Source organism: Catenulispora sp. EB89 (assembly GCF_041261445.1).
Lineage (GTDB): Bacteria > Actinomycetota > Actinomycetes > Streptomycetales > Catenulisporaceae > Catenulispora.
The window spans coordinates 138,078-161,939 of sequence record NZ_JBGCCU010000010.1; the positions used below are offsets into that span (position 1 = coordinate 138,078).

Consider the following 23,862-nt stretch of genomic DNA (forward strand, 5'->3'; position numbering starts at 1 on the left):
AGCGTCGGTTCACCTTTGGAGACCCGGCACCACCGCAGCGGATATCACTTCCTGAGCGATCCGCGAGCATACCCTCACCCGAGCGACGGAACGCGGCCGGAGGATATCGTCCTCAATCGGTACAATTCGGTGTATGGCGACAGCCGAGTGCGTCGTCGACGCCCAAGGCCGGGTGACGCGCTGGAACCAGGGTGCGCAAAGCCTGCTCGGCTACCCGGCCGCCGAGATCGTCGGCCACCCCGCCGCCGAACTGATGGCCGAACCCGCCTCAAAGGCGGATTTCCTGCACGCCGTCGGCACCGACCCCGAACGCTGGAGCGGCGAGCTCGCGCTGCGCCACCGCGACGGCCGGCGCGTCGACGTGGTCGTCGTCGCGCACCACGGCGCCCCGGGATCCGGCCCGGACGCCTGGCGCGTCGTCAGCCCCCTGGACGGCACGCAGCCGCGCCCCGAGGACGACGACCTCGCACACTGGGCCCTCGACCAACTACCGCGCTGTTCCGTCTCCCTCTACGACGCAGACCTCAGATACCGCCGCTCCAACCAGTCCATGGAAACCGTCGTCGGCCTGCCGGACGCCGCGATCCGAGGCCTCCCCATCCACGACATCACCACGCAGCCGCAGACGTCGGCCCTGGCCGACGGCCTGCGCAGTGCCGTCGACAGCGGTGAACCCTGCCGCCTGGAAAGCTTCCAGCGCACCGGCGGACAACGGCGCTCGCACGCGTGGTCCGTCGACTTCGCGCCGCTCAAGGACCCCGGCGGCGAGGTGCGAGGAGTGGCGCTCGTCGCCCACGACATCACCGAGCAGTACTGGGCCCGCAAACGCCTCGTCCTGCTCAACGAGGCCGCCAGCCGCATCGGCAGCACGCTGGACGTCGCGCAGACCGCGCGGGAGCTGATGGAGGTGACGGTTCCGGAGCTGGCGGACTTCGCAAGCGTCGACCTCCTCACGGCTCTGGAGAGCGATGCAGAAGTGGGGGAGGAGGCTCTGCACGGCACCGTCACGTTGCGCCGCGTCGCGCACCGCTTCGCCCCCGGCAGCAGCCCGGCGCTGAAGACCGTGCTCGACATCGGCGTCGCGGACAGCTATCCCGAGTTCACACCTCCGGCGCGCGCCCTCGCCGGCGGTGCGGGAGTTCTGAGCAACGCCGAGGACGCCGAGTTCGTGGAGTGGATGCGTACGGACTCGGTGCGCGCCGCTCGGATCCGCGAGCAGGGGTACCACTCGATGCTGGCCGTGCCGCTGCGTGCCCGAGGCGCGACGTTGGGCGTCGCAGTGTTCTACCGCCGCAGTCGTCAGGACCGGATGGAACGGTTCGACCACGACGACCTGCTTCTCGCCGAGGAACTTTCGGCGCGCGCGGCGGTGGCGATCGACAACGCGCGCAGATACACGCGCGAGCGCGAGACGGCTCTGTCGCTGCAACGCAGCCTTCTGCCTCGGCGGTTTCCCGACCACAGCGCGGTCGAGGTCGCCACCCGGTATCTGCCGGCGGGGGCGCAGCCGGGGATCGGGGGCGACTGGTTCGACGTGATCACGCTGTCCGGGGCGCGGGTCGCGCTGGTCGTCGGCGACGTCGTCGGGCACGGTATTCAGGCCTCGGCGACGATGGGGCGGCTGCGCACGGCGGTGCGGACGCTGGCCGACGTGGACCTGCCGCCCGACGAGTTGCTGACGCATCTTGACGACCTGGTCGTGCGGTTGTCCGACGAAGCCGAGGCCGGAGCCGGGGCCGCGACCACGGGGAACGGTGCCGCGCGCGTCGGCAGCGAGGTCGGCGCCACCTGCTGCTACGCCGTGTACGACCCGGTGTCCCGCACCTGCACCCTGGCCAGCGCCGGCCACCCGCCGCCGGTCATCGTGCCGCCGGGCGGCCCGGCCACGGTGCTGCCGATCTCGGTCGGGCCGCCGCTCGGCATCGGCGGCCTGCCCTTCGAGGCGACGGTCGTCGAGTTGGCGGAGCACAGCGTCCTGGCCCTTTACTCCGACGGTCTCATCGAGACCAGGGAGCGTGACCTCGACGAGGGGATGGCGAAGCTGTGCGACGTCCTCAACGCTGCCGACGGGCCGTTGGACGAGTCGTGCGACGCCGTGCTGAGCACGTTGATCACCGGCCGACCGCAGGACGACGTCGCGCTGCTCCTCACGCGTACCCGGGCGTTGGACGCGGGGCGGGTTGCGGCGTGGGACGTGGTGTCGGATCCGGTCGCGGTCAGCCAGACCCGGAAGGACGTCAGCGGGCGGTTGTCCGCGTGGGGTTTGGAGGACCTGAGCTTTGCCACCGAGCTGATCGTCAGCGAGCTCGTGACCAACGCGATCCGTTACGGGGCACCACCGATTACTTTGCGGCTGATCCAGGACAACACTCTCATCTGCGAGGTGTCCGACTGCAGCAGTACCGCTCCGCACCTGCGCCGTGCGCGCGTGTTCGACGAGGGCGGTCGAGGCCTGATGCTCGTCGCCCAGTTCGCGCGGAGCTGGGGGACCCGGCACACGCCTACCGGGAAGACGATCTGGGCCGAGCAGAACCTGATGCCCACTGAGTGAATGGAGTCGCGATCATGTCCAGCCCGTCTGCGAGTGTTGGTGCGCGTGCCGTTGTGCTCAGCGATCGGCAAGGCTTCAATCGGCGGTGGTTCGCGCCGAAGCTTGAGGCTGTTTTTGTCCCGAGGAATGATGCCGAGGCGGTCGCGCAGATCGGCGAGGCGATTTCCCGCTTCGGGCGCGACGTCAAGGTCGTGTCCGGGCGGCATTGCTATGAGGACTTCGCATACAACGGCACTACCAGGGCCGTTGTGGACATGTCCTCGATGAGCCGTGTCGGCTGGGATGAGGGTCGTGCTGCTTTCTTCGTCGAGGCGGGTTGTGAGAACTGGACCGTTTACCGGACGTTGTTGAACGGTTTCAACAAGACGCTTCCTGCCGGAAGCTGCTACTCGGTCGGTGCCGGCGGTCACATCACCGGTGGCGGGTATGGGCTTTTGTCGCGAATGCACGGTTTGATGGTCGATCATCTCAGTGCGGTCGACATCGTGACGTGGAACGCGTCGTCGAAGAGTGCTGAGCTGCATCACGTGTCGGCGGCGAGTTCGTCGAGTGACGAACGAGATCTCTTCTGGGCTCTGCAAGGGGCTGGGTGCGGAAACTTCGGCGTCATTCTGCGCTACTACTTCGACGCGCTGCCCGACGCCCCGGAGTTCGCCTCGATCTACACCCTGTCATGGGACTGGACGGCGATCGATGCGCAATCCTTCGCGAACTTGCTCGCTGAATACGCGGAGTTCGTACAGAGCCTGCCCGAGACCGATTTCAGCTTGTTGAAGCTGATGCACGTGTCGGCCGGGCAGATCGGGATGGTCGTGCAAGCCGTGTCCCCCGCAGGGGCGACGCTGCTCGAACACCGGGCCGAGGTCGAGCGTCGGTATGGGGAGGCGCGCACGCGTTTCGGGGCGATCGTCGAACCCGCGCCGCTGCGGTACCCGCTCGGCGGGCATCCGGGGTGGACGACGTCGGTCGTGGGGAACGACAGCGTGCAGAACGTCACGTATCTCGAGGCGCTGCAGACCATGAACAGCTCGGGGCCGAACCAGTTCGGGAAGTACAAGTCCGCGTATATGAATAGGGGTTTCCCGTCGAATCAGGTCGCTGCGATCTACCACTGGCTCCACACGACTCCGAACGGCGTCTCGGAGTCGGACATGAGCCAGAGCCTGCTCCAGGTGGACAGCTACGGAGGGGCCATCAACCGGGTCGCCTCCACCGCGACGGCGGTGCCGCAGCGCGACGCGATCATGAAGCTCCAGTACCAGACGTACTGGCTCAACGCCTCGCGCCCCGGCGAGGGAGCCCAGCCCCCGTACGACGTCCAGACCGACGCACACCTGCGGTGGATCAACGACTTCTACCGGGAGGTCTACGTGGAGTACGGCGGGACCCCCGACCCGGCCAACGACCCGACGGGCACGGTCGCGGGCGCGTACTACAACTACCCGGACAACGTCCTCGGCACCCACTCCAAGGGCGACGTCGACCACGCGCTGTGGCTGTACTTCCTCGACAACTTCCGCAAGAACCCGCGGAACCTGGTCGCGGTGAAGCGGCGGTGGGATCCGGCGGATGTCTTCCATCACGAGCAGTCGATTCCGGTGGTTTGAGGGTGCGGTCGGGCTGGGGGTGGCATCAGCGGCCCGCAGCGTCCAGCCCCCGCCGCAGCGCCCGCAGGAACCCCCGCCCGAAGTGCCGGTCCGGCTCCATCACCGAGCCCTCGGCCCATTCGTTCCACGACTTGACGAACACCATCCGCGGCCCCGGCATCTCCTGCTCCCGGCGTGCCGCCTTCGTCACCGCGGCCTCGAAGATCTCCGGATCGGGATCGTGCAGCAGTACACCGCGTCGCCCTGAACGCGGGGTGTTGTCGAAGCCTGGCACGACGCACGGATGCCGCCGGATCGGCGCGCCGCACCCGTCCAACAGCCAGTCCGCGTAGATCCCGTCGTAGCGGTACGTCCGGGGCGCCTCGTGCAGCGGCGTGCCGCCGAACGCCGCCTCCAGCGGGTGGCCGGCGGGCGGCGGCGCGGGGTTGAACACCGCCGCGTCCAGCTGCGGGTCGGGGGTGTGCACCCAGGCGCCGTCGGCGTCGCCGACCAGGTACAGGCCGGGCAGGCCGGCATCGGTGGCCATCCGGCGCCACAGTGCGACCAGGCGGGGGAGGTCGGGGATGTCGTCGGGGCGGAAGAGGTAGAACACCGGGCGGCCGTCGACGGTCAGGTAGCGCTCGTCCGTGAAGTGCGGGAGCAGGCACTTGAAGTGCTCGATGTCGTCGGCTTCGCCCGGGTAGTCCTGGCGTTGCAGCACCTCGTCGCCGCGGCCGTGCCAGACGCCGGTCCAGGACTGGTTCGCCCACGCCAGGCAGTACCGGTGCGGCAGGCCCGGGTCGTTCAGCAGGTCCGTCTCGGGGCGCTCCAGCAGCCGCACGCCGCCGAACCAGTAGTGCCAGTAGCACAGCGCGCTCACGCCGTACTCGGCGGCGAGCTCCCACTGGGCCCGGCGGCTCTCGCGCAGCCGCAGGTCGTAGAACCCCAGGTCGGCGGGTAGGCGCGGCTGGAGATGGCCGTCGAACAGTGGACGCGCCGCCGCCGCGTGCGTCCACTCGGTGAAGCCCGGTCCCCACCAGCGGTCGTTCTCCGGGATCGGGTGGAACTGCGGGAGGAAGAAGGCCACGACCTCAAGAGGAGAGACGTCGTGGGCCCCGCCATCAGTACCCTCATCAGCCTCGTCAGCCATGCGCCGGTACCTCGTGCCGCCCGGGCGCTCCGCCGACGCCGAGCGCGGCGGCCACCACGACCGCTTCCATCTCCAGCGCCAGCGCCTCGATCTGCCGCCGCGCGAAAGCCCGGGTGTCGGTCCAGATCTCCAGGTGAACCGCAGGCGGCGCCGCCCCGGGAACATGCCGCTCGGGAACCAAGGGCTCGGAGTCGACCTGGATGAACAAGGAGCCGTCGAACACCGGCGTCTTACGCCCCCAGTACCACCTGCTCAGCGGCAGCACCCGGGCCACGTCCCACACCTCGGGCACGAAGCGGTCGCCCTCGCCCGCCCCGGTCTTGTCCCGCCGGTCGTTGAGATGCCACGTGATGTCCAGCGCCCGCCCACGGCGAGCGCCCGCCTCGGCCAACAGCGCGTCGCACTCGACCGGGTCGTAGTACCCGGCGAAGCAGGCTCCTGTCACGGCCTTCTCGGCACGCGCCACGACCTCGTCGAACCCGGCGCCCGCGACGTCGACCACGCAGATCCCGTGTTGCGACACCTGCGAGACCAGCTCGGCGAAACCCGGCCGGAACCGGTTGCCGACCACGATCTGCGCCACGCCCGGATCCCGCCCGAACACCCGGGCCACCGCCACCGCGTACGCGGCCAGCAGCACGTGGGTCGTGCCCGCCCCGGTGCGCGCCGCGACCGCGCGCATCCCCAGTTCCATCGCGGGGGAGTAGCCGACCAGCTCCCAATGGCGCGGCTCCTGCTCCTGCGGCGGGTCGGGGGCCGGCCAGTCGGTCAGCCGGTCGAGTTGCGCGGCCCAGTGCCGGACGGCGCGGCTGCTCTGCCGACGCCCCGCAGCCGTGGCCTGCGCCTGTGCCACGTCCAGAGCGCTGGGCGGCGCGGGCGGCGGCGCGGTCGCCACCCCGGACGCCCCGGAGGCCCGGTTGAAGTGCTCCAGATCCCGCGCCAGCGCACGGATCGCGGCCCCGTCCACGAAGACATGGCTGTAGCCGATCACCAGATGCGCCGCCGTCCCGGACCGCGTGACGACCGCCATCCGCACCGGGAACTCGTGCTCGTAGTCGAAGGACTCGAGCTCGTACCGCGACCGCAGCTCGTCCACGACCCCGGCGGCGTCCTCATCGTCCCCGATCTCGACGACCCGCAGCGGCACGACCCCGAGCCCGCGACGACCTGCACCGGACGCCGCCCTCCGTCCGGATCCGGCACGAACCGCAGCCGCGTGCGCAGTGCCGGATGCCGTCCGACCAGGAAGCGCAGCATCCCGACCAGCTCCGCCACCGGCGTGCCGTCCGCCATCGGCACGGCCACGACCAGGTTCATCGTCCGGCCGGTCTGCCGGGTTCGGCGCCAGATGCCGAGCTGTCCCCACGTCAGCTCGCCCACCCCGGCGCCGTCACCCTCGAACGCCACCGGAATCTCCTGCACAGTGCCAGCCACACCCGGTCTCCCCTCCAGGCGGCACGCGGATTCCGTTCTCACCTAAGGGCTCCGGCGCGTAGCGTGCAAGCGGCGCACGAGCCGCGTACGAGCGCGGCGCCGTGACCTCCGGGCCCGGTGCCGCCGACGGTGAAAGTTTCACGGCAACCTTTCGGCCCTCCCGGACCACATGACTGGCGCAAGGTATCCGATCGCTCGAAGGGGGGCCTGTGAAGGCCACGCATCTGACCACGCCGCACCACAAGCCGCGCACCAGGCGGCTGCCGAAATCCGCCGCGGCGTTGCTCGTGGTCGTAGGACTGATAGCCGGCCTGGCTGCGTGTTCGTCCGCGCAGCACCAGGCGGACCCGGGCTTCGCGGTGCCTGGTGCAACGGCGCCGGGCACGTCCGGGACTCCGACGAGCGCCGGACCGACCGCCACCCCGACCTCCGCACAGTCGGCAGTGCCCACGGGGACCACGGCACCTTCATCCGCAAGCCCCGCCTCGGCGCACAAGTCACCCACGGGCACCGCCACGACCTCGCAGACCTCTGCCACCCCCGCCCACAGCGCTTCCACGAGCGAGACGAACACGTCCCTGGCCGGACGGATCCAGCCTGGCGTCGCCTACCAAGGCGTCGCCACGGAATACGCCGCCGCCGACGGCAACGGCGCCTGCCTGTTCGGCCCCGCCGCCGACATGATGATCGCGGCGATGAACGAGCTCGACTACCAGAACTCCGAAGCGTGCGGAGCCCACATCCTGGTCCGCGCGGCCAACGGCGCCACGGTCACGGTCCTGATCACCAACGAGTGCCCCTATCCCTGCGCCCCCGGCCAACTCGACCTCAGCCAGCAGGCCTTCGCCAAGATCGCCGACCCCAAGGCCGGCCGGATCTCCATCAGCTGGCAGCTGATCAGCCCCGCCACGAGCAACAACATCTCCATCCGCTACAAGGCCGGCTCAAGCCAGTACTGGTGCGGCATCCAGGTCATCGGCGAACGCAACCCGGTCGGCCGCCTGGAGATCAGCACCGGCAGCGGCTGGCAGCAGCTGCCGCGCGCCAGCTACAACTACTTCCTGTCGGCGAGCGGCGTCGGCTGCGGCAAGGCGATCAGGATCACCGACATCTTCGGCGAGCAGCTGACCACCGCTGCCTTCCCCGTCGAACCGGACGTGGTCCAACCCGCCCAGGCCCAGTTCGCGCAGCACTGAGCGGGTGGAGTCCGCCGGGCCGGGCGACCGTCCCGGCCCGGCGGAGTTCGGGGGTACGAACGCACCGTCAGCCCTCGACGACACTCACCCCCGGCTGGAACGCACGATCGAAGCCGACCTGCCGGGGCGGCCCGACCAGGCGGGCGGCGAGTCGCCCGCGGATGTCCCGGCTGGAGGCGCCGATCCACAGTTCCACCTCGCCCGGCTCGACGATCCGATGGCCGGCGCGCCCGGTGTAGGAGGTCGCGTCGGCGGGCAGGTCGATGGTCACCGTGCGGGTCGCCCCCGGTGCCAGATCGACCCGAGGCGCGGCGATCAGCTGCTGCACGGGACGCGCCACCTCGGCCTGCGGATCGTGCAGGTAGACCTGGACCACTTCGCTGGTGGGGGACAGGCCGTCGTTTCGCAGGGTCACCGCGAGCCGTAGCGTGCCGTCCGTCGGCCAGGTCGGGCCCTCGGGCAGCTCAGTCTCCGTCCAGACCGCCGGGTTGTACGACAGGCCGTGGCCGAACGGGTACAACGGCGTCGGGTCCACGGTGCTCACGTCGCTGCGCAGGCCGAGCGTGGCCGTGAGGTACGTCGAGGGCTGATTCGCCCCCTCCGCCGGGAACCCCACCGGCAGCCGCCCGGCCGGGTCCACGCGCCCGGACAGCACGTCCGCCAGCGCGTTCGCGCCCTCCTCGCCGGGCAGGAAGCCGCAGACGACGGCCGCGAGCCGGTCGGCGTACCGGGACAGCTCGTACGGTCGGCCCACCAGCAGCACCAGGACGACCGGCGTCCCGGTCTCCAGCAGCGCCTCCAGCAGCTCGCCTTGCCGTCCGGGCAGGTGCAGGTCGGAGGCGTCGCAGCCCTCGCCGGACGTTCCGTTGCCGAACAGGCCCGAGACGTCGCCGAGCACTGCGACACACACCTCTGACGAGCGCGCCGCCGCGACCGCCTCGGCGATCTGCCGGTCCCCGAAGTCCCGCACGGCCGCGTCGTCGGTGACGCTCGCGACGTCGGCCGCCGACCCGCCCTCGGCGGCCGCGCGCTCGGCCCGCAGCCGGACGGAGCTCGCGGTATCGGGGACCGGGCAGCCCTGCGCGTAAGTGACCTGATAACCGGCCGGATCGGCTTGCAGCGCCTCAAGAACCGTGCGCGCCTCGATGCCCAGCGCGACATCCGGATGGTGCACGCCGATGTGCCGCGGGAACGAGTAGCAGCCGAACGCGGCGTCCGCGACGTGCGCACGCGGTCCGACGACCGCCACGCGCTGGCCCGGAGCCAGCGGCAGCACGCCGTTCTCGTTGCGCAGCAGGACTATCGCGCGCCGCGCCAAGCGTCCGGCCAACGCCCGGGATTCCTCGTCGTCCAGGCGCGGGTCCTGCTCGGTGAGGATCGGCGGCTCGGGCGACCAGTCCGCGTCGAGCAGCCCGAGCTCGCACTTCTGCAGCAGCACCCGCTCCAGCGCGCGGTCCACCAGCGCCATGTCCGCTTCGCCGGCCTCCAGCGCGGCGATCAGCGGGCCGCCGAAGCAGTCCAGGGTCGGCAGCTCGACGTCGATGCCGGCGGCCAGAGCCTGCGCGGCGGCCTGCCCCTTGGAGCCCGCGGTGCGGTGCAGGCGCTGCAGGAAGACCACCGAGAAATAGTCCGAGACCACCGTCCCGCTGAAGCTGTAAGTTCCCCGCAGCAGGTCGGTGAGCAGCGCCGGGTCGGCGGCCACCGGTAGGCCGTCGTTGTCGGCGTAGGAGTTCATCACCGAGCGCGCCCCGGCGTGCAGCGCCATCTCGAACGGGGGCAGGATCACGTCCGCCAGCTCCCGCGGACCGATCGACACCGGAGCGAGATTGCGTCCCGCGCGCGAAGCGCTGTATCCGGCGAAGTGCTTCAGGGTCGCGATGACGCCGGTGGACTCAAGGCCCTGAACGTATGCCGCGCCGAGCGTGCCGACCAGGTACGGATCCTCCGCGATGGTCTCCTCGACCCGCCCCCAACGCAGGTCCCGTGCGACGTCCAGCACCGGCGCCAGACCCTGGTGCACGCCGAGCCGCCGCATCGTCGTGCCGATCCGTTCGCCGACCTGCCGCACCAGCTCCGGGTCGAAACTCGCGCCCCAGCACAGCGGCGCCGGGTAGACGGTGGCCTGCCAGGCTCCCAGCCCGGTCAGGCATTCCTCGTGCACCAGCGCCGGGATCCCCAGGCCCGCTTTGGCGAGCTCGCGCTGGGTGTTGGCCACCGCGCGCGCCCCGGTCACCGGGTCCACCGGCGCGGTGCCGAAGGGCCGGGTCAGCTGCCCGACGCCGTCGCGCAGCACGTCGGACCAGTCCGCGGCCGGCGCCTCCGAGGAGTGCTGGAACGGCGCGACCTGCCCGGAGGTGGCATCGGCGCCGACCCAGACCCCGTACAGCTGCGCCACCTTCTCCCGCACCGACATGCGCGGTATCAGATCCTTGATCCGGTCGGCGGCCGGGGCGGCGGAGTCGCGCCAGAGTTCGACGACGGCGGTGTGTTCTATGGCCATGTGCGGCTTTCCTTAATCGGGGAGCATCGTTGGTGCGAAAGGGGAATCCATCAGGCCGGGGCGGTGGACCCGCGCACGACCAACTCCGTGGCCAGCGTCAGGTGGGTGCGTTCCACGGGCTCCCCGCGGATCAGCCGGATCAGCATCTCCACCGCGCGCTCGCCCATCGTGCGGATCGGCTGGTTGACGGTGGTCAGTTGCGGGACGCACAGCGCGGACTCGGGGATGTTGTCGAAACCGACGACCGAGACGTCCTCGGGTACCCGCAGCCCCAGGTCCCGGGCCACCGCGATGGTGGCGATCGCGGTCACGTCGTTGGCGGCGAACACCGCGGTCGGGCGGTGCGGCAAGGTCAGCAACTCGTGGGCGGCGAGCGCCGAGACGTCCGCGTCGTAGCCGCCGACCCGGACCAGCGACTCCTCGAACGGCACGCCGGCCGCCGCGAGCGCCTCGCGGTAGCCCTGCTCGCGCAGCTTCGCCGACTCCAGGTCCTTGCGGCCGGTCAGCATCGCGATCCGCCGGTGCCCGAGGGCCAGCAGGTGCTCGGTCGCCAGGTGCGCGCCGCGCAGGCTGTCGGCGTCCACGGTCGGGAAGCTCGAGGAGCCCGCGTGCGGATCGACCGCGACGACCGGTGCGCCGTAGTTCACGTCCACGACGGTGGGGGTGACCAGCACCGCGCCGTCCACCAGGGTGCCGGACAGCCGCGAGAGGTAGCGCCGCTCCCAGCCCACCACGTCGCCGGTGCGGCCGCCGGCGCTGTAGACGACCAGCTCGAAACCGCTGCCGCGGATCGCGTCCGCCGCGCCCTTGAGCAGTTCGGTGCTGAACGGTTCGAGGTCCGCGACCAGGATGCCGATCACGTTCGTGCGGTGGTTGCGCAGACTCTGCGCGACCAGGCTCGCCTCGTAGCCGAGTTCGTCGATGACCGCCTGGACGCGCGCCGTGGTGTCCGCGGCCACGCCGTAGCGCTGGTTGATGACCTTGGACACGGTGGCGACCGAGACGCCAGCCTGTTCGGCGACGTCCCTGATGGTGACTCTGGGTTGCTGCACGCCGCCACGTTAGCGATAGAAAACGTTATCGACAACGATTGACACGACGGAAACGTGCGCGCAAACTCATCGCCATCCCCTGGGGACCCGGTGTCCCCGGAGCTCTCATGAATCCCATCGCCCCCGTTGCCCCGGGGCCAGGTGTTGACCATGACTACGGACAAGGAGTTTCCACAGTGACGAGGAAAACACGCACCGTGATGGCCGGCCTGGTCGGCTTGAGCGCGGCTCTGGCCGCCGCCGGCTGTGCCGGAGGCAGCAGCAACGGCGGCGGAAGCGGCGGCAGCGGTTCCAGCGGCGGCCAGGTCAAGCTGACGATCTGGCAGAACTCGACGACCGGCCCGGGTCAGCAGTTCTTCCTGACCGCCGCGAAGGACTACCACACGCTGCACCCGAACGTCACGATCAACGTCCAGACGATCCAGAACGAGGACATGGACGGCAAGCTGCAGACCGCGCTCAACTCCAACTCCGCGCCGGACATCTTCCTGCAGCGCGGCGGCGGCAAGATGCAGGCGATGGTCAACGCCGACCAGGTCCAGGCGCTGAACCTGACCGCCACCGACAAGGCGAACATCGGCGCGGCGGCCCTCGCGGCCGAGTCGATCGACGGCACGGTCTACGCGGTCCCGATGGACACCCAGCCGGAGGGCTTCTACTACAGCAAGAACCTGTTTCAGCAGGCCGGAATCGCCTCGACGCCGACGACGATCGACGAGCTGGAGGCCGACGTCGCCAAGCTCAAGGCGATCAACGTCGCGCCGATCGCGGTCGGGGCCAAGGACGCCTGGCCGGCGGCGCACTGGTACTACAACTTCGCGCTGCGCGAGTGCAGTCAGGCCACGATGACCAGCACGGCCAAGTCGCTGAAGTTCAGCGATCCGTGCTGGACCAAGGCCGGCGACGACGTGGCCGCGTTCCTGAAGACGAGCCCGTTCCAGAAGGGCTTCCTGACCACCTCGGCGCAGCAGGGCGCCGGCTCCTCGGCCGGCCTGCTCGCGAACCACAAGGCCGGCATGGAGCTGATGGGCAACTGGGACCCCGGCGTGATCGCCAGCCTGACCCCGGACCAGAAGCCGCTGCCGGACCTGGGCTGGTTCCCGTTCCCGGCGGTGGCCGGCGGCCAGGGCGACCCGACCGCCATCATGGGCGGCGCGGACGGCTACTCGGTGTCGAAGAAGGCGCCGAAGGAGGCCTTCGAGTTCCTGGAGTTTCTGGCGACCAAGCCCGAGCAGGAGGCCTACGCCAAGGCCTTCGACGCGATCCCGGTGAACCCGGCGGCGCAGGACGCGGTCACCGATCCCTACAACGTCTCGACGCTGCAGGCGTTCAGCAAGGCCGCCTACGCGATGCAATACCTTGACACGCAGTTCGGGCAGAACGTCGGCAACGCCATGAACACCGCCGTGGTGAACCTGATGGCCGGCCAGGGCAGCGCCGCCGGCATCGTCTCGGCCACCAACAGCGCCGCCGCGAGAGGCTGAGTACCAAGACGATGAGCGACACCGTGGGTACCGACACGGGCCTCGAGCGCCACGCGAAGCACCCGGCCGAGGCCGGGGGCGCGGTCACTCCGCCGTCCCCGGCCTCGGCCCCGGCCCCAGTCCCGGACGCGCGGCGCCGCCGGGGCCGCGGCCGGATGCGACTGGAGATAGCGCTCCTGTCCGGACCGCCGATCCTGGTCTTCGTGGCGTTCGTGATCTTCCCGGTCGTGCTCGCCGCGTACTACGGCTTCTACCGATGGCAGGGCTACGGCGCGGCCACCGACTGGGTCGGCCTGAACAACTACCGGCTGATCCTCACCGACCCGGCGTTCCAGCAGGTGCTCTGGCACAGCCTGCTGATCCTGGTGCTCTCGCTGGTCATCCAGGGACCGCTGGCGATCTTCCTGGCGGTCCTGCTCAACCAGCGGATCCGCGGCCGCGCGGTGATCCGGGTCCTGATATTCGTGCCCTACGTCATCTCCGAGGTGATCGTCGGCACCGGCTGGTCGCTGATGCTGCAGAGCACCGGCGCCCTCAACGACCTGCTGAAACACATCGGCCTCGGCTCCTGGCAGAAGGACTGGATCGCCGATCCGAAGCTCGCCATCTGGACCCTGATGGCCATCATCTCCTGGAAGTACATCGGCTTCGCGGTGATCCTGATGCTCGCCGGCCTGCAGTCGATCCCCGACGAGCTCTTCGAGGCCGCGCAGATCGACGGCGCCTCCTACTGGCAGATGCAGCGCCGCATCACCCTGCCGCTGCTGGGGCCGACGATCCGCATCTGGGCCTTCCTGTCGATCATCGGCTCGCTGCAGTTGTTCGACCTCGTCTACATCATCTGGGGCCAGTACGTCTCGGGCACCGCGGGCACCTCGACCATGGCGATCTACATGGTCGCCCAGGGCCGGTCCGCGGGCAACTACGGGTACGGCAGCGCCGTCGCCGTCGTGATGTTCCTGATCACGCTCGTCGTCGCGCTGGTCTACCAGCGCTTCGTCCTGCGCCGGGACCTCCGGGGCGCCATCACCGAAGGAGTCAGCTGATGAGCACGCGGACCGCCGACTGGCTCGGATCGGCCGCGAAGCCGAAGGCGCCCGGCAGACGGCGCGACGACCGGGACAGACCGGCGAAGTGGGGCAGCCCCGCGGTCTACTTCGCCGCGCTGGTGTTCATCGCGGTCTGCGTCGCGCCGGTGCTCTACATCGTGCTCGGCGGATTCCGCACCAACGCTCAGATCACCACCAGCCCGGCCGGCCTGCCGCATCCCTGGGTCTTCAGCAACTATGCCAACGTCCTGAAGTCGAACACGTTCTGGGGCGAGTTCGCCAACTCCGTCGTCGTCGCCCTCGCCAGCACCGTCGGCATCGTCATCCTCGGCCTGATGGTGAGCTTCGTGCTCGCGCGCTACGACTTCAAACTCAAGGGCGCGATGTACTCGCTGTTCGCCGCCGGCCTGATGTTCCCGCTGGTCATCGCGATCACCCCGCTGTACATCGTGATCAAGGACCTCGGCCTGGTCGACAACCTGGCCGGCGTGATCATCCCGGAGATCGCGTTCGGGCTGCCGACGACCGTCATCATCCTGGTGCCGTTCCTGCGCGCCATCCCGAAGGAGATCGAGGAGGCCGCCACGATCGACGGGGCCGGCCGGCTCGGGTTCTTCTTCCGCATGGTGATGCCGCTGTCGCTGCCGGGCGTGGTGACGGTCGGGATCTTGGCGTTCATCGGCAGCTGGAACAACTACGTCCTGCCGCTGTACATCCTCAACTCGCAGGCCAACTTCACCCTGCCGCTCGGCGTCCAGGCGTTCTCCTCGCAGTACTCGCAGGACACTGCGAAGGTGCTCGCGTTCACGTCGCTGGCGATGCTGCCCGCGCTGGTCTTCTTCTCCATCTTCCAGAAGCGGATCGTCGGCGGTCTCACCGGCGCCGTGAAGGGATGAGGCCTTGCCCCGCGCACACATCACGCTCGACCGGCAGGCCGTCATCGCTCCGGTGCGGCGCCGCACCTTCGGCTCGTTCGTCGAACACCTCGGACGCTGCGTGTACACCGGGATCCACGAGCCCGGGCATCCGAGCGCGAACGCGGACGGGTTCCGGATGGACGTCGTGGAGCTCGTCCGGGAGCTCGGCAGCACGACCATCCGCTACCCGGGCGGCAACTTCGTCTCCGGATTCCGCTGGGAGGACTCGATCGGCCCGCGCGAGAAACGCCCGGTACGCCGCGACCTCGCCTGGCACTCGCTGGAGTCGAACCAGGTCGGCCTCGACGAGTTCGCCCGGTGGCTCAAGCTCACCGACGCGGAGCTGATGCTCGCGGTCAACGTCGCCACGCGCGGCATCCTGCCCGCGCTGGACCTGCTGGAGTACGCCAACCACCCGTCCGGCACCGCCCTGTCGGACCTGCGCGTCGCCAACGGCACGCCGGAGCCGCACGACGTGCGCATGTGGTGCCTCGGCAACGAGATGGACGGACCCTGGCAGACCGGCTTCATGACCGCGGAGGACTACGGAAAGGCCGCCGCGCGCACCGCCGCCGCGATGAAGATGGCTGACAAGGACCTGGAGCTCGTCGTCTGCGGCTCGTCCGGGTCCGGCATGCCGACCTTCGGCGACTGGGAGCGCACGGTCCTGGAGCACAGCTACGAGCACGTCGACTACATCTCGTGCCATGCGTACTACCAGGTACACGACGGCGATCTCGGCTCGTTCCTCGCCTCAGCGGTCGACATGGACTACTTCATCGACACCGTCGTCGCGACCGCCGACCACGTCGGCTACAAGAAGCGCTCCAGCAAGAAGATCGACGTCTCCTTCGACGAGTGGAACGTCTGGTACCTCAAGGAGCACCAGGAATCCCAGGAGGCCAATTCTGAGGCGGTCAACGCCGAGTGGCGGCACGCTCCCCGGCAGCTGGAGGACGTCTACACCGTGGCGGACGCCGTTGTGGTCGGCAACCTGCTGATGACGCTGCTCAAACGCAGCGATCGGGTCGCCTCGGCCTCGCTCGCGCAGCTGGTCAACGTGATCGCGCCGATCATGACCGAGCCCGGCGGCCCGGCCTGGCGGCAGACCACGTTCTACCCCTTCTCGATCACCAGCCGGCTCGCTGCGGGGGAGGTGATCAGACCCCTGATCGAGGCGCCGATGTACACGACGGCGCGCCATGGCGAGGCGTCGGTCATCGACGCCGTCGCGACGGTGGACGAGGACCGGGTCGCGGTGTTCCTGGTCAACCGCGACCTGACGCAGGCCGTGCAGGTGGCGGTCGACGTGCGCGGTCTCGGCTCGGCACGGGTCGTCGAGGCGGTTACGCTCGCCGATGCGGATGTCTACGCGAAGAACACGCTGGCCGAGCCGCAGCGGGTGGTTCCGAAGGCGAACTCGAGTGTGACGCTCGCTGACGGCGTGCTCAGCATCGAGCTGCCGCCGGTGTCGTGGACGGCGATCGCGCTGCGCTGAGTCTTACTGATTCGAGCTGCGGCGACCCGGGGAAACAGGCGCTGCTGCTTGGTGTGGGTGGCTGGGGTGTGGCGGGTGCGGTTCTGTTGGTGGGTTTTAAGAGCTTTTTGCGGCTTCGCCTAAGGTTTGGTGACCTTGAATCGCTCCGGATTTGATCCAGACTCGATCGGTTTGTAAGGATCAAGTCGTTATGCCTCATGTCAAGCCATACCCCGCCGACCTGCGGGACCGGGCAGTCCGCCTGGTTTTGCAGACGACCGACCAGTACCCGTCCCGGGATGCCGCGATCAAGTCGATCGCGGCGAAGTTGGGGATCGGGACCGCGCAGACGCTGCGCAACTGGGTCCGCCAAGCCGAGATCGACGCCGGCGCCCGCCCCGGTGTGACCACCGAGGAAGCCGCCCGGATCAAGGCGCTGGAGCAGGAGAACGCCGAGCTACGGCGGGCCAACGAGATCCTCAAAGCCGCGGCGTCTTTCTTCGCGGCCGAGCTCGACCGGCCACTAAGACGCTCGTAGCCTTCATCGACGAGCACCGGGACCGCTTCGGCGGCGTCGAGCCGATCTGCACCACCCTCACCCAGCACGGCTGCAGCATCGACCCCTCCACCTACTACCACTTCAAGAAACGCCCGCCCTCGGCCCGGACCATCCGCGACACCGAGCTGAAGAAACTCATCGCCGATATCCACGCCGACAACTACAGCGTCTACGGCGCCCGCAAGATCTGGGCCGCACTGAACCGGCAAGGAGAGCAGGTCGCCCGCTGCACCGTGGAGCGGTTGATGCGCGAGTTGGGCCTGGCCGGAGCGACCCGCGGCCGCCGCAAAATCCGCACCACCGTGCCGGATCCGGCCGCCGACCGGGCACCGGACCTGCTCAATCGCGCCTTCGTCGCCCCGGCACCCAACCGTGTGTGGGTTGCCGACTTCACCTATGTGCCCACGCACGCCGGCACCGTCTACGTGGCCTTCGTCCTGGACACCTTCTCCCGGCGGATCATCGGCTGGTCCGCTGCCACCAGCAAGACCACACCCCTGGTGCTCGCCGCGCTGGAGATGGGCCTGTGGCAACGCGACCGCACCGGCGAGCCGCGCCACGGACTGATCCACCACTCCGATGCCGGATCGCAATACACGAGCTTCCGGCTCGCCGCACACCTGGCCGTCGAAGGCATCGCCGCCTCCATCGGATCAGTCGGCGACGCCTACGACAACGCGCTCATGGAATCAGCCATCGGCCTGTTCAAGACCGAACTGATCAACCGACACGGCCTCTGGCGCACCCTGACCGACATCGAACTCGCCACCGCCGAATGGACCGACTGGTACAACAACCGCCGACTCCACGGTGAGATAGGACACAAACCACCCGCAGAATACGAAACAGAGTTCTACCAAAACCAGCCAACAACCCAGCTCACAACCCAACACTAGAGTCTGGACCCCTCCCGGGGCGGTTCACCTCGCTGGGTGGCGCAGTTCGGTGGTGTGCCGCTGGTAGCGCTGGCGGCCGGCGGTCGTTCTTGTGCACGACCGCGCACAGGTCCGAGTCACTGCGCACACCTGCGGGCGGTGACGTGGCGTGCCCAAGACGCGGGAATCCTTCCCACAGGTGGGGTTGTCCCGGATCCCTCGTCGCTGTCGGCGGTGCTTGCACAACCAGCCCGGACTGGCGGGGTCAAGCCGGACGAAAGCCAACCACAGCAGCGTGTGATGCGGCTTTACCCCGCCAGGCCGGGATGGTTCCCTTTAGGGCGACGACAGCGACGAGGGATCCGGGACGAGGTGACCAACACTCGGACCGCCGCCGAGGCGGGGGGTTGGGGATCCCTCAGAGCCTCGAGTGCCCCCGCCGGAGGCGCCTGCCTTTGATCTTAGGCACCCACCACGCCCAACGATCGCCGCCTACGCAACGCGTGCGCAGTGACTCGGACCGGTGCGCGGTCGTGCCCAGCAACACCCGCCGGCCGCCAGCGCAACCTGCGGCACACCACCGAACTGCGTCCCCCTGCGAGGTCACCAAACCTTAGGCGAAGCCGTAAAAAGCTCCTAAAACCCACCAACAAACCGCACCCGACGCACCCACCGCACCCCAGCCATCCACACCCACACCCACACATCAAGCAAGAGCACCGGAAAACAGTCCCCTCCAGACATGTGCCGGCTCAGCCCGCAGGAGCCGGGATCTCCCCGGAGCCCCGCGCGATGTAGCGCGTGGGCACGATCGTGTGCCGCGCCGCCCCCTCGTAGCCGTCCAGCCGCGCGAACAGCAGGCTCGCGGCTTCGCGCCCCAGCTGCGCCGGGTCCTGCGCGATGACCGACACCCCCGGCGTCAGCAGGTCCGCCAGCGGGAAGTCGTCGAACCCCACCAGCGCGATCCGGTGCTCCAGTCCGGCCTCCTGCAATGCGCGGCGGATGCCGATGGTGATCAGGTTCTGGCCGGACACGAACGCGGTCGGCGGCTCGGGGGCGGCCAGCGCCTCGCGCGCCGCCTGCTCGGCCTGCTCGATGCTGGTCAGGCCGCGGACGACCGGGATGGCTGCGTTGGCCGGCCCGGCCGGGCCGACCGAGCCGGCCGGGGTCTGCGGGAAGACGTCGAAGAACCCTGCGAGGCGCTCTCCAGCCGTCCAGATACTCGGCTGGTCGCCGAAGTACGCGACCCGGCGGTGCCCGGCGGCGCGCAGGCGCTCGGCGGCCGCCGCGGTGCCCTCGCGGTTGTCGACGGTGACGGTGTCGACGCCGGTCAGGTCGACCATCCGGTCCACCGCCACCAGCGGTGTGCCGAAGCTCTGCGCGGCCCGCAGGGCGTCGTCCGCGCGGCCGGTGGGGACCACGATCAGGCCGTCGGCGCGGCGCGCGGTGAACGTCTCGACCAGATCCCGCTCGCGGAGCGGGTTCTCGTCGCTGCTTCCGGACAGCACCAGGATGCCGCGCTCGGAGGCGGCGTCGGTGATCGCGCGCTGCAACGCGGAGGAGAAGGGGTTCGCGACGTCTTCCAGGACCAGCGCGACCGTGTCGGTGCGCCGGTCGGCGCGGCGCAGGCTGCTGGCCGTGGCGTCGTGGCGGTAGCCGAGGTCGCGGGCCGCCTCGCGCACCTTGTCCGCGAGGTCCGGGGCGACGCTCGCCCCGCCGTTGACCACCCGCGAGACGGTGGCCAGGCCCACGCCGGCGCGCTCGGCCACGTCGCGCATGGTGACGCTGCGCCCGGCCCCGGTCTGCCGACGGCCTTCGGCCACGGTTCCCCCTTGCCTCGCCCACGGCGGTGTCGGAAACGGAACAGTCACGATCGACTTCGATTCTCGCCTACCCCTGGACAGCGCGTCACATCAGCCCTACGGTACCAGGAAACGTTTCCAGGGAAACGTTTCCAGAGACCTTGTGGAAACGTTTCCCTTCCTTTCTCCACCGAGAACGCGCAGGTCGGCCCCACCCACACAGCCGGACGCCGCGTTGCCCACCGCACAGCAGCAGGTCCCGAAACCGACCCGAAACCCCATCCGAACAGGGAGCATCCCCATGTCATCGCGGCTCACTTCCCAAGCGATAATTTCGCTCGCGGTCGCCGCCGGCCTCGTCGCCGGTCTGACCGCCTGCGGCTCCGGCGGTTCGTCGAGCGCCGGCTCTGGTTCCGGAGGCTCCGGAGGCTCCGGCTCGATCACCGTCGGGCTGATCACCAAGACCGAGACCAACCCCTACTTCGTCACCATGAAGAAGGGCGCGCAGGCCGAGGCCGCCAAGGACGGCGTCAAGCTGCTGACCGCGGCCGGCGCCTACGACGGCGACAACTCCGGCCAGGTCACCGCGGTGCAGAACATGATCGCGGCCGGGGTGAAGGGCATCCTGATCACCCCGAGCGACCCCAAGGCGATCGCGCCGACCCTGGACCGCGCGCGCCAGCAGGGCGTCGTGGTGATCGCCCTGGACACCCCGCCGGACCCGCAGAACTCCGCCGACGCGCTGTTCGCCACGAACAACACGACCGCCGGCAAGCTGATCGGCCAGTTCGCCAAGGCCAAGGAGGCCGGCAGGCCGGTGAAGATCGCCATGCTGGACCTGACGCCCGGCGTGGACGTCGGCGTGCAGCGGCACGACGGCTTCCTGGCCGGCTTCGGGATCGCCGAGGGCGACCCGTCGATCGCCTGCGAGGCGGACACCGGCGGCGACCAGGCCAAGGGGCAGACCGCGATGGAGAACTGCCTGCAGAAGGCCCCTGACATCAACCTCGTATACGCGATCAACGAGCCCGCCGCGATGGGTGCCTACCAGGCGCTCAAGGCGGCCGGCAAGGACAAGTCGGCGACCATCGTGACCATCGACGGCTCCTGCACCGGGGTCAGCGCCCTGGCGCAGGGCGAGTTCGTCGCCGACTCGATGCAGTTCCCGCTGAAGATGGCCTCGCTCGGGGTGGACGCCGTCAGGGACTTCGCCAAGACCGGCAAGAAGCCCAGCGGCTACACCGACACCGGCGTGGACCTGATCGCGCCGTCGCCGATCACCGGCGTCGACTCCAAGGACACGGCCTTCGGCCAGTCCAACTGCTGGGGATCGTGAGGCCGCGATGAGTTCTGTGAGTACCACGACCGCCGAGCGCGCCGCCTCCGCGGCGCCGCCGGCCGAAGCGCCCGGGAGCAGGGTCGGTGCCCTGCTCCGGGTCCCCACCCTCGGCCCGCTCGGTGCCCTGCTGCTGGCCTGCCTGTACTTCTCCTTCGCCTCCGACCGGTTCCTGACCGGCGGCAACCTGTCGCTGGTCCTGCAGCAGGTGATGGTGGTCGGGACGCTGGCCGTCGGCCAGTCCGCGATCATCCTCACCGCCGGGATCGACCTGTCCAACGGCGCCGTGATGGCGTTCGGGTCGATCGTCATGACCAAGCTCGCGGTCGCCGGCGGCCTGCCGGCCTGGCTCGCGATCGCCGCCGGAATCGGGGTCTGCGCGCTGTTCGGCGCGGTGAACGGCTCGCTGGTGACGCTGGCCAAGCTGCCGCCGTTCATCGTCACGCTGGGGACGCTGAACATCGCGATGGCGCTGACGCACATCACGTCGAAGGAGCAGACCGTCACCGGGCTGCCCACGGTGCTGACCAAGCTCGGCGACACGTTCCCGCTCGGTCAGACCCGGGTCACCTACGGCTCGGTGCTGATGCTGGCGCTGTTCGCGGTGGCCTGGTACGTGCTGCGGCACACCGCGGCCGGCCGCCACCTGTACGCGGTCGGCGACAACCCGGACGCGGTGCGGCTGGCCGGCGTCGACGTCCGGCGCCAGCTGATCACGGTGTACACGATCGCCGGGGCGCTGTACGGCGTCGCGGCGCTGCTGCTGGTCGCCCGGACCGGCGTCGGCGACCCGCAGGCCGGCCAGACGGAGAACCTGGACTCGATCACCGCGGTGGTGCTCGGCGGCATCAGCCTGTTCGGCGGCCGCGGCTCGATCGTCGGCGCGCTGTACGGGGCGCTGCTGGTCGGCGTGATCCGCAACGGATTGCAGCTGACCGGGGTCGACTCGGTCTACCAGATCCTCATCACCGGCATCCTGGTCATCGCGGCCGTGGCAGTGGACCAGCTCGCTCGCAGGAGGCGCAAGTGACCGCGCAGACGACGACGTCCTCCGAATCAGGAGGCGCAGCAGCCGGGCAGCCCGCGGAGCCCGTGCTGCAAGCCCGAGGCCTGGTGAAGCGCTACGGCCACGTCACCGCCCTGGACGGCTGCGACTTCGAACTACTGCCGGGGGAGATCCTGGCGGTGATCGGCGACAACGGCGCCGGCAAGTCCAGCCTGATCAAGGCGCTGTCGGGCGCGCTCACCCCGGATTCCGGCGAGCTGCTGCTGGACGGCAAGCCGGTGCGCTTCCACGGCCCGGCCGACGCGCGCCGCGCCGGGATCGAGACCGTGTATCAGGATCTTGCGGTCGCCCCGGCGCTGGACATCGCCTCGAATCTGTTCCTGGGGCGGGAGAAGCGGCGCAAGGGGGTGCTCGGCACGGTGTTCCGCATGCTCGACCGCGACCGGATGCAGAGCGAGGCGGCCGGGCACATGGCCGAGCTGAAGATCGGCATCCGCTCGATGAAGCAGGCCGTGGAGACGCTGTCCGGCGGCCAGCGGCAGGGCGTGGCGGTGGCGCGGAGCGCGGCGTTCGCGCGGCACGTGGTGATCATGGACGAGCCGACGGCCGCCCTGGGAGTCAAGGAGACGGGGATGGTCCTGGACCTGATCCGCCAGGTGCGCGAACGCGGGTTGCCGGTGGTGCTGATCAGCCACGACATGCCGGCGGTCTTCGACGTCGCGGACCGGGTGCACGTCCAGCGCCTGGGGCGGCGCGTGGCGGTGGTGCGGCCGGGCGAGATCGAGATGTCGGACGCGGTCGCGATCATGACCGGCGCCGCTCCCGGCAACCTGGTGGCCGGGTGATGGGACGGGAACAGGGCGCTGTCGCCGCTGCTGCGGTCGCTGCGGAAGCTGCGATTTCTGCGATAGCCGTGGTCGGCGAGGCGCTGATCGACCTGATCCCGGTCGGGGGATCGGGTGGACGCACGGATGTTCAGGATCTGTATCAAGGGGTGCCGGGGGGTTCACCGGCGAATGTGGCTGTGGGCTTGGCGCGGCTCGGCGTGCCGGTCCGGATGGCGGCGCGGGTTTCGGGTGATCCGCCGGGGCGGATCATGCGGCGGCGGTTCGCTGAGGCGGGGGTTGATATGCGCGGGGTTGTCGCGGCGGGGGAGGCGTCGTCGGTGGCGCTGGTCTCTCATGGCGCCGAGGGTCCGCACTACGACCTGCGGCTCCATGGGACCGCCGACTGGCAGTGGACCGAGGCCGAGCTCGCGCGGGTCGAGCCCGCGTCACTGGCCGCGCTGCACGTCGGCTCGCTCGCCGCGGTGCTGCCGCCGGGCGCGCATGAGATCGCGGCGTTGGTGCGGCGGGTTCGGCGTACGGCGACGATCAGCTATGACCCCAATGTGCGCCCCGAGCACATGGCTGCGGTCCCCGACGCGCGTGGCCGAATCAGCACGCTTCTCGGGCTGGCCGATGTGGTCAAGCTCAGCGACGCGGACTTGGCATGGTTGCTGCCGGGGACGTCGCCGGCCGCCTTCGCGCGGCGCCGAGTCTCGGAGGGCGCGGCAGTCTGCGTGGTGACGCTTGGCGCGGCGGGCGCGGTCGCGGCTTGTGGGGTGGGTGTGGTGGAGGTGCCGGCGTTCCCGGTCGAGGTGGTCGACACGGTGGGGGCTGGCGATGCGTATATGAGCGCTCTGCTAGCCGGCTTGCATGACCGGCACTTCCTCGGCGCGTCGGAACGCGACACCCTGCGGGCCGTTGACCTCGACACGCTCACCGCACTCCTCACCGACGCCGCACTCGCCGCAGCCATCACCTGCGGACGCCGCGGATCCGACCCACCCACCAGAGCCGAACTCGATACGCCAGCAGCGGCTTTTCTCTAAGCCAGCAGCTCTTCT

General features: G+C 69.8%; 17 protein-coding genes and 1 pseudogene. 13 read left to right on the plus strand and 5 right to left on the minus strand.

Translation table 11 applies throughout. From position 1 onward, the window contains the following. Window positions 1–133 precede the first annotated feature (133 nt). The 3 genes and pseudogenes from ABH920_RS22700 (at window position 134) to ABH920_RS22710 (ending at window position 4,158) form a co-directional block, all read left to right on the plus strand. On the plus strand, window positions 134–2,551 hold the full coding sequence (locus tag ABH920_RS22700; protein WP_370351092.1) for a SpoIIE family protein phosphatase: 2,418 nt from the start codon (window positions 134–136) through the stop codon (window positions 2,549–2,551). Window positions 2,552–2,565: 14 nt separating this feature from the next. Continuing rightward, a pseudogene (locus ABH920_RS22705) lies at window positions 2,566–2,988 on the plus strand (FAD-binding protein); the annotation flags it as partial. Window positions 2,989–3,006: 18 nt separating this feature from the next. Then, window positions 3,007–4,158: a BBE domain-containing protein gene (locus tag ABH920_RS22710; RefSeq protein WP_370351233.1), complete on the plus strand. Its 1,152-nt coding sequence runs from the start codon at window positions 3,007–3,009 to the stop codon at window positions 4,156–4,158. A gap of 25 nt (window positions 4,159–4,183) precedes the next feature. Here the strand turns inward: ABH920_RS22710 and ABH920_RS22715 are convergent, their stop codons facing one another. Together ABH920_RS22715 and ABH920_RS22720 are read right to left on the minus strand one after the other, a co-directional pair. Then, window positions 4,184–5,287, minus strand: coding sequence for a glycoside hydrolase family 99-like domain-containing protein (locus tag ABH920_RS22715; RefSeq protein ID WP_370351093.1), 1,104 nt, complete (start codon window positions 5,285–5,287; stop codon window positions 4,184–4,186). Further along, window positions 5,280–6,434 (minus strand): condensation domain-containing protein, encoded by a 1,155-nt coding sequence (locus ABH920_RS22720; protein ID WP_370351094.1) that lies wholly within the window; start codon window positions 6,432–6,434, stop codon window positions 5,280–5,282. Before ABH920_RS22720 ends, ABH920_RS22715 begins: the two co-directional genes overlap by 8 nt. A 496-nt stretch (window positions 6,435–6,930) precedes the next feature. On the opposite strand from ABH920_RS22720, the gene ABH920_RS22725 reads away from it, so the two are divergent. Beyond that, the gene (locus ABH920_RS22725; RefSeq protein ID WP_370351095.1) at window positions 6,931–7,917 is read left to right on the plus strand and encodes an expansin EXLX1 family cellulose-binding protein; all 987 of its coding nucleotides are present in this window, start codon (window positions 6,931–6,933) and stop codon (window positions 7,915–7,917) included. A 67-nt stretch (window positions 7,918–7,984) separates the two neighbouring features. Here the strand turns inward: ABH920_RS22725 and ABH920_RS22730 are convergent, their stop codons facing one another. Together ABH920_RS22730 and ABH920_RS22735 are read right to left on the minus strand one after the other, a co-directional pair. Then, a complete protein-coding gene (locus tag ABH920_RS22730) occupies window positions 7,985–10,417 on the minus strand; it encodes a beta-glucosidase (protein ID WP_370351096.1) in 2,433 nt (810 codons plus the stop codon). Between the two features lie 50 nt (window positions 10,418–10,467). Further along, window positions 10,468–11,469 (minus strand): LacI family DNA-binding transcriptional regulator, encoded by a 1,002-nt coding sequence (locus tag ABH920_RS22735; RefSeq protein WP_370351097.1) that lies wholly within the window; start codon window positions 11,467–11,469, stop codon window positions 10,468–10,470. Between the two features lie 176 nt (window positions 11,470–11,645). Here ABH920_RS22735 and ABH920_RS22740 point away from each other — a divergent pair, with 176 nt between their 5' ends. The 5 genes from ABH920_RS22740 to ABH920_RS22760 all read left to right on the plus strand — a co-directional run bounded on the left by ABH920_RS22740 (window position 11,646) and on the right by ABH920_RS22760 (window position 17,851). Beyond that, window positions 11,646–12,953 carry an extracellular solute-binding protein gene (locus ABH920_RS22740; protein ID WP_370351098.1) on the plus strand — a complete coding sequence of 436 codons (1,308 nt, stop codon included), beginning with the start codon at window positions 11,646–11,648 and terminating at the stop codon, window positions 12,951–12,953. A gap of 11 nt (window positions 12,954–12,964) precedes the next feature. After that, window positions 12,965–13,999, plus strand: coding sequence for a carbohydrate ABC transporter permease (locus tag ABH920_RS22745; RefSeq protein ID WP_370351099.1), 1,035 nt, complete (start codon window positions 12,965–12,967; stop codon window positions 13,997–13,999). Next, complete coding sequence (locus ABH920_RS22750) at window positions 13,999–14,898, plus strand: carbohydrate ABC transporter permease (protein ID WP_370351100.1); 900 nt, start codon at window positions 13,999–14,001, stop codon at window positions 14,896–14,898. The genes ABH920_RS22745 and ABH920_RS22750 overlap by 1 nt, the downstream gene beginning before the upstream one ends. Before the next feature lie 4 nt (window positions 14,899–14,902). Further along, window positions 14,903–16,417 (plus strand): alpha-N-arabinofuranosidase, encoded by a 1,515-nt coding sequence (locus tag ABH920_RS22755; RefSeq protein WP_370351101.1) that lies wholly within the window; start codon window positions 14,903–14,905, stop codon window positions 16,415–16,417. A 190-nt stretch (window positions 16,418–16,607) separates the two neighbouring features. Beyond that, window positions 16,608–17,851, plus strand: a protein-coding gene (locus ABH920_RS22760; RefSeq protein ID WP_370351102.1) for an IS3 family transposase whose coding sequence is annotated in 2 segments (ribosomal slippage) — window positions 16,608–16,890 and window positions 16,890–17,851 — 1,245 coding nt in all. Because the reading frame shifts where the segments join, the coding sequence is not laid out codon by codon here. Between the two features lie 731 nt (window positions 17,852–18,582). Here the strand turns inward: ABH920_RS22760 and ABH920_RS22765 are convergent. Continuing rightward, complete coding sequence (locus ABH920_RS22765) at window positions 18,583–19,653, minus strand: LacI family DNA-binding transcriptional regulator (protein ID WP_370351103.1); 1,071 nt, start codon at window positions 19,651–19,653, stop codon at window positions 18,583–18,585. 274 nt (window positions 19,654–19,927) lie between these two features. Here ABH920_RS22765 and ABH920_RS22770 point away from each other — a divergent pair, with 274 nt between their 5' ends. The 4 genes from ABH920_RS22770 to ABH920_RS22785 all read left to right on the plus strand — a co-directional run bounded on the left by ABH920_RS22770 (window position 19,928) and on the right by ABH920_RS22785 (window position 23,847). Then, entirely contained in the window at window positions 19,928–20,968 is a 1,041-nt protein-coding gene (locus ABH920_RS22770; protein WP_370351234.1) for a substrate-binding domain-containing protein, read from the plus strand. Between the two features lie 7 nt (window positions 20,969–20,975). After that, entirely contained in the window at window positions 20,976–21,998 is a 1,023-nt protein-coding gene (locus ABH920_RS22775; protein WP_370351104.1) for an ABC transporter permease, read from the plus strand. Between the two features lie 62 nt (window positions 21,999–22,060). Continuing rightward, a complete protein-coding gene (locus tag ABH920_RS22780; protein WP_370351235.1) occupies window positions 22,061–22,819 on the plus strand; it encodes an ATP-binding cassette domain-containing protein in 759 nt (252 codons plus the stop codon). Continuing rightward, window positions 22,819–23,847 carry a carbohydrate kinase gene (locus tag ABH920_RS22785; protein WP_370351105.1) on the plus strand — a complete coding sequence of 343 codons (1,029 nt, stop codon included), beginning with the start codon at window positions 22,819–22,821 and terminating at the stop codon, window positions 23,845–23,847. Before ABH920_RS22780 ends, ABH920_RS22785 begins: the two co-directional genes overlap by 1 nt. The last annotated feature ends 15 nt before the right edge of the window (window positions 23,848–23,862 follow it).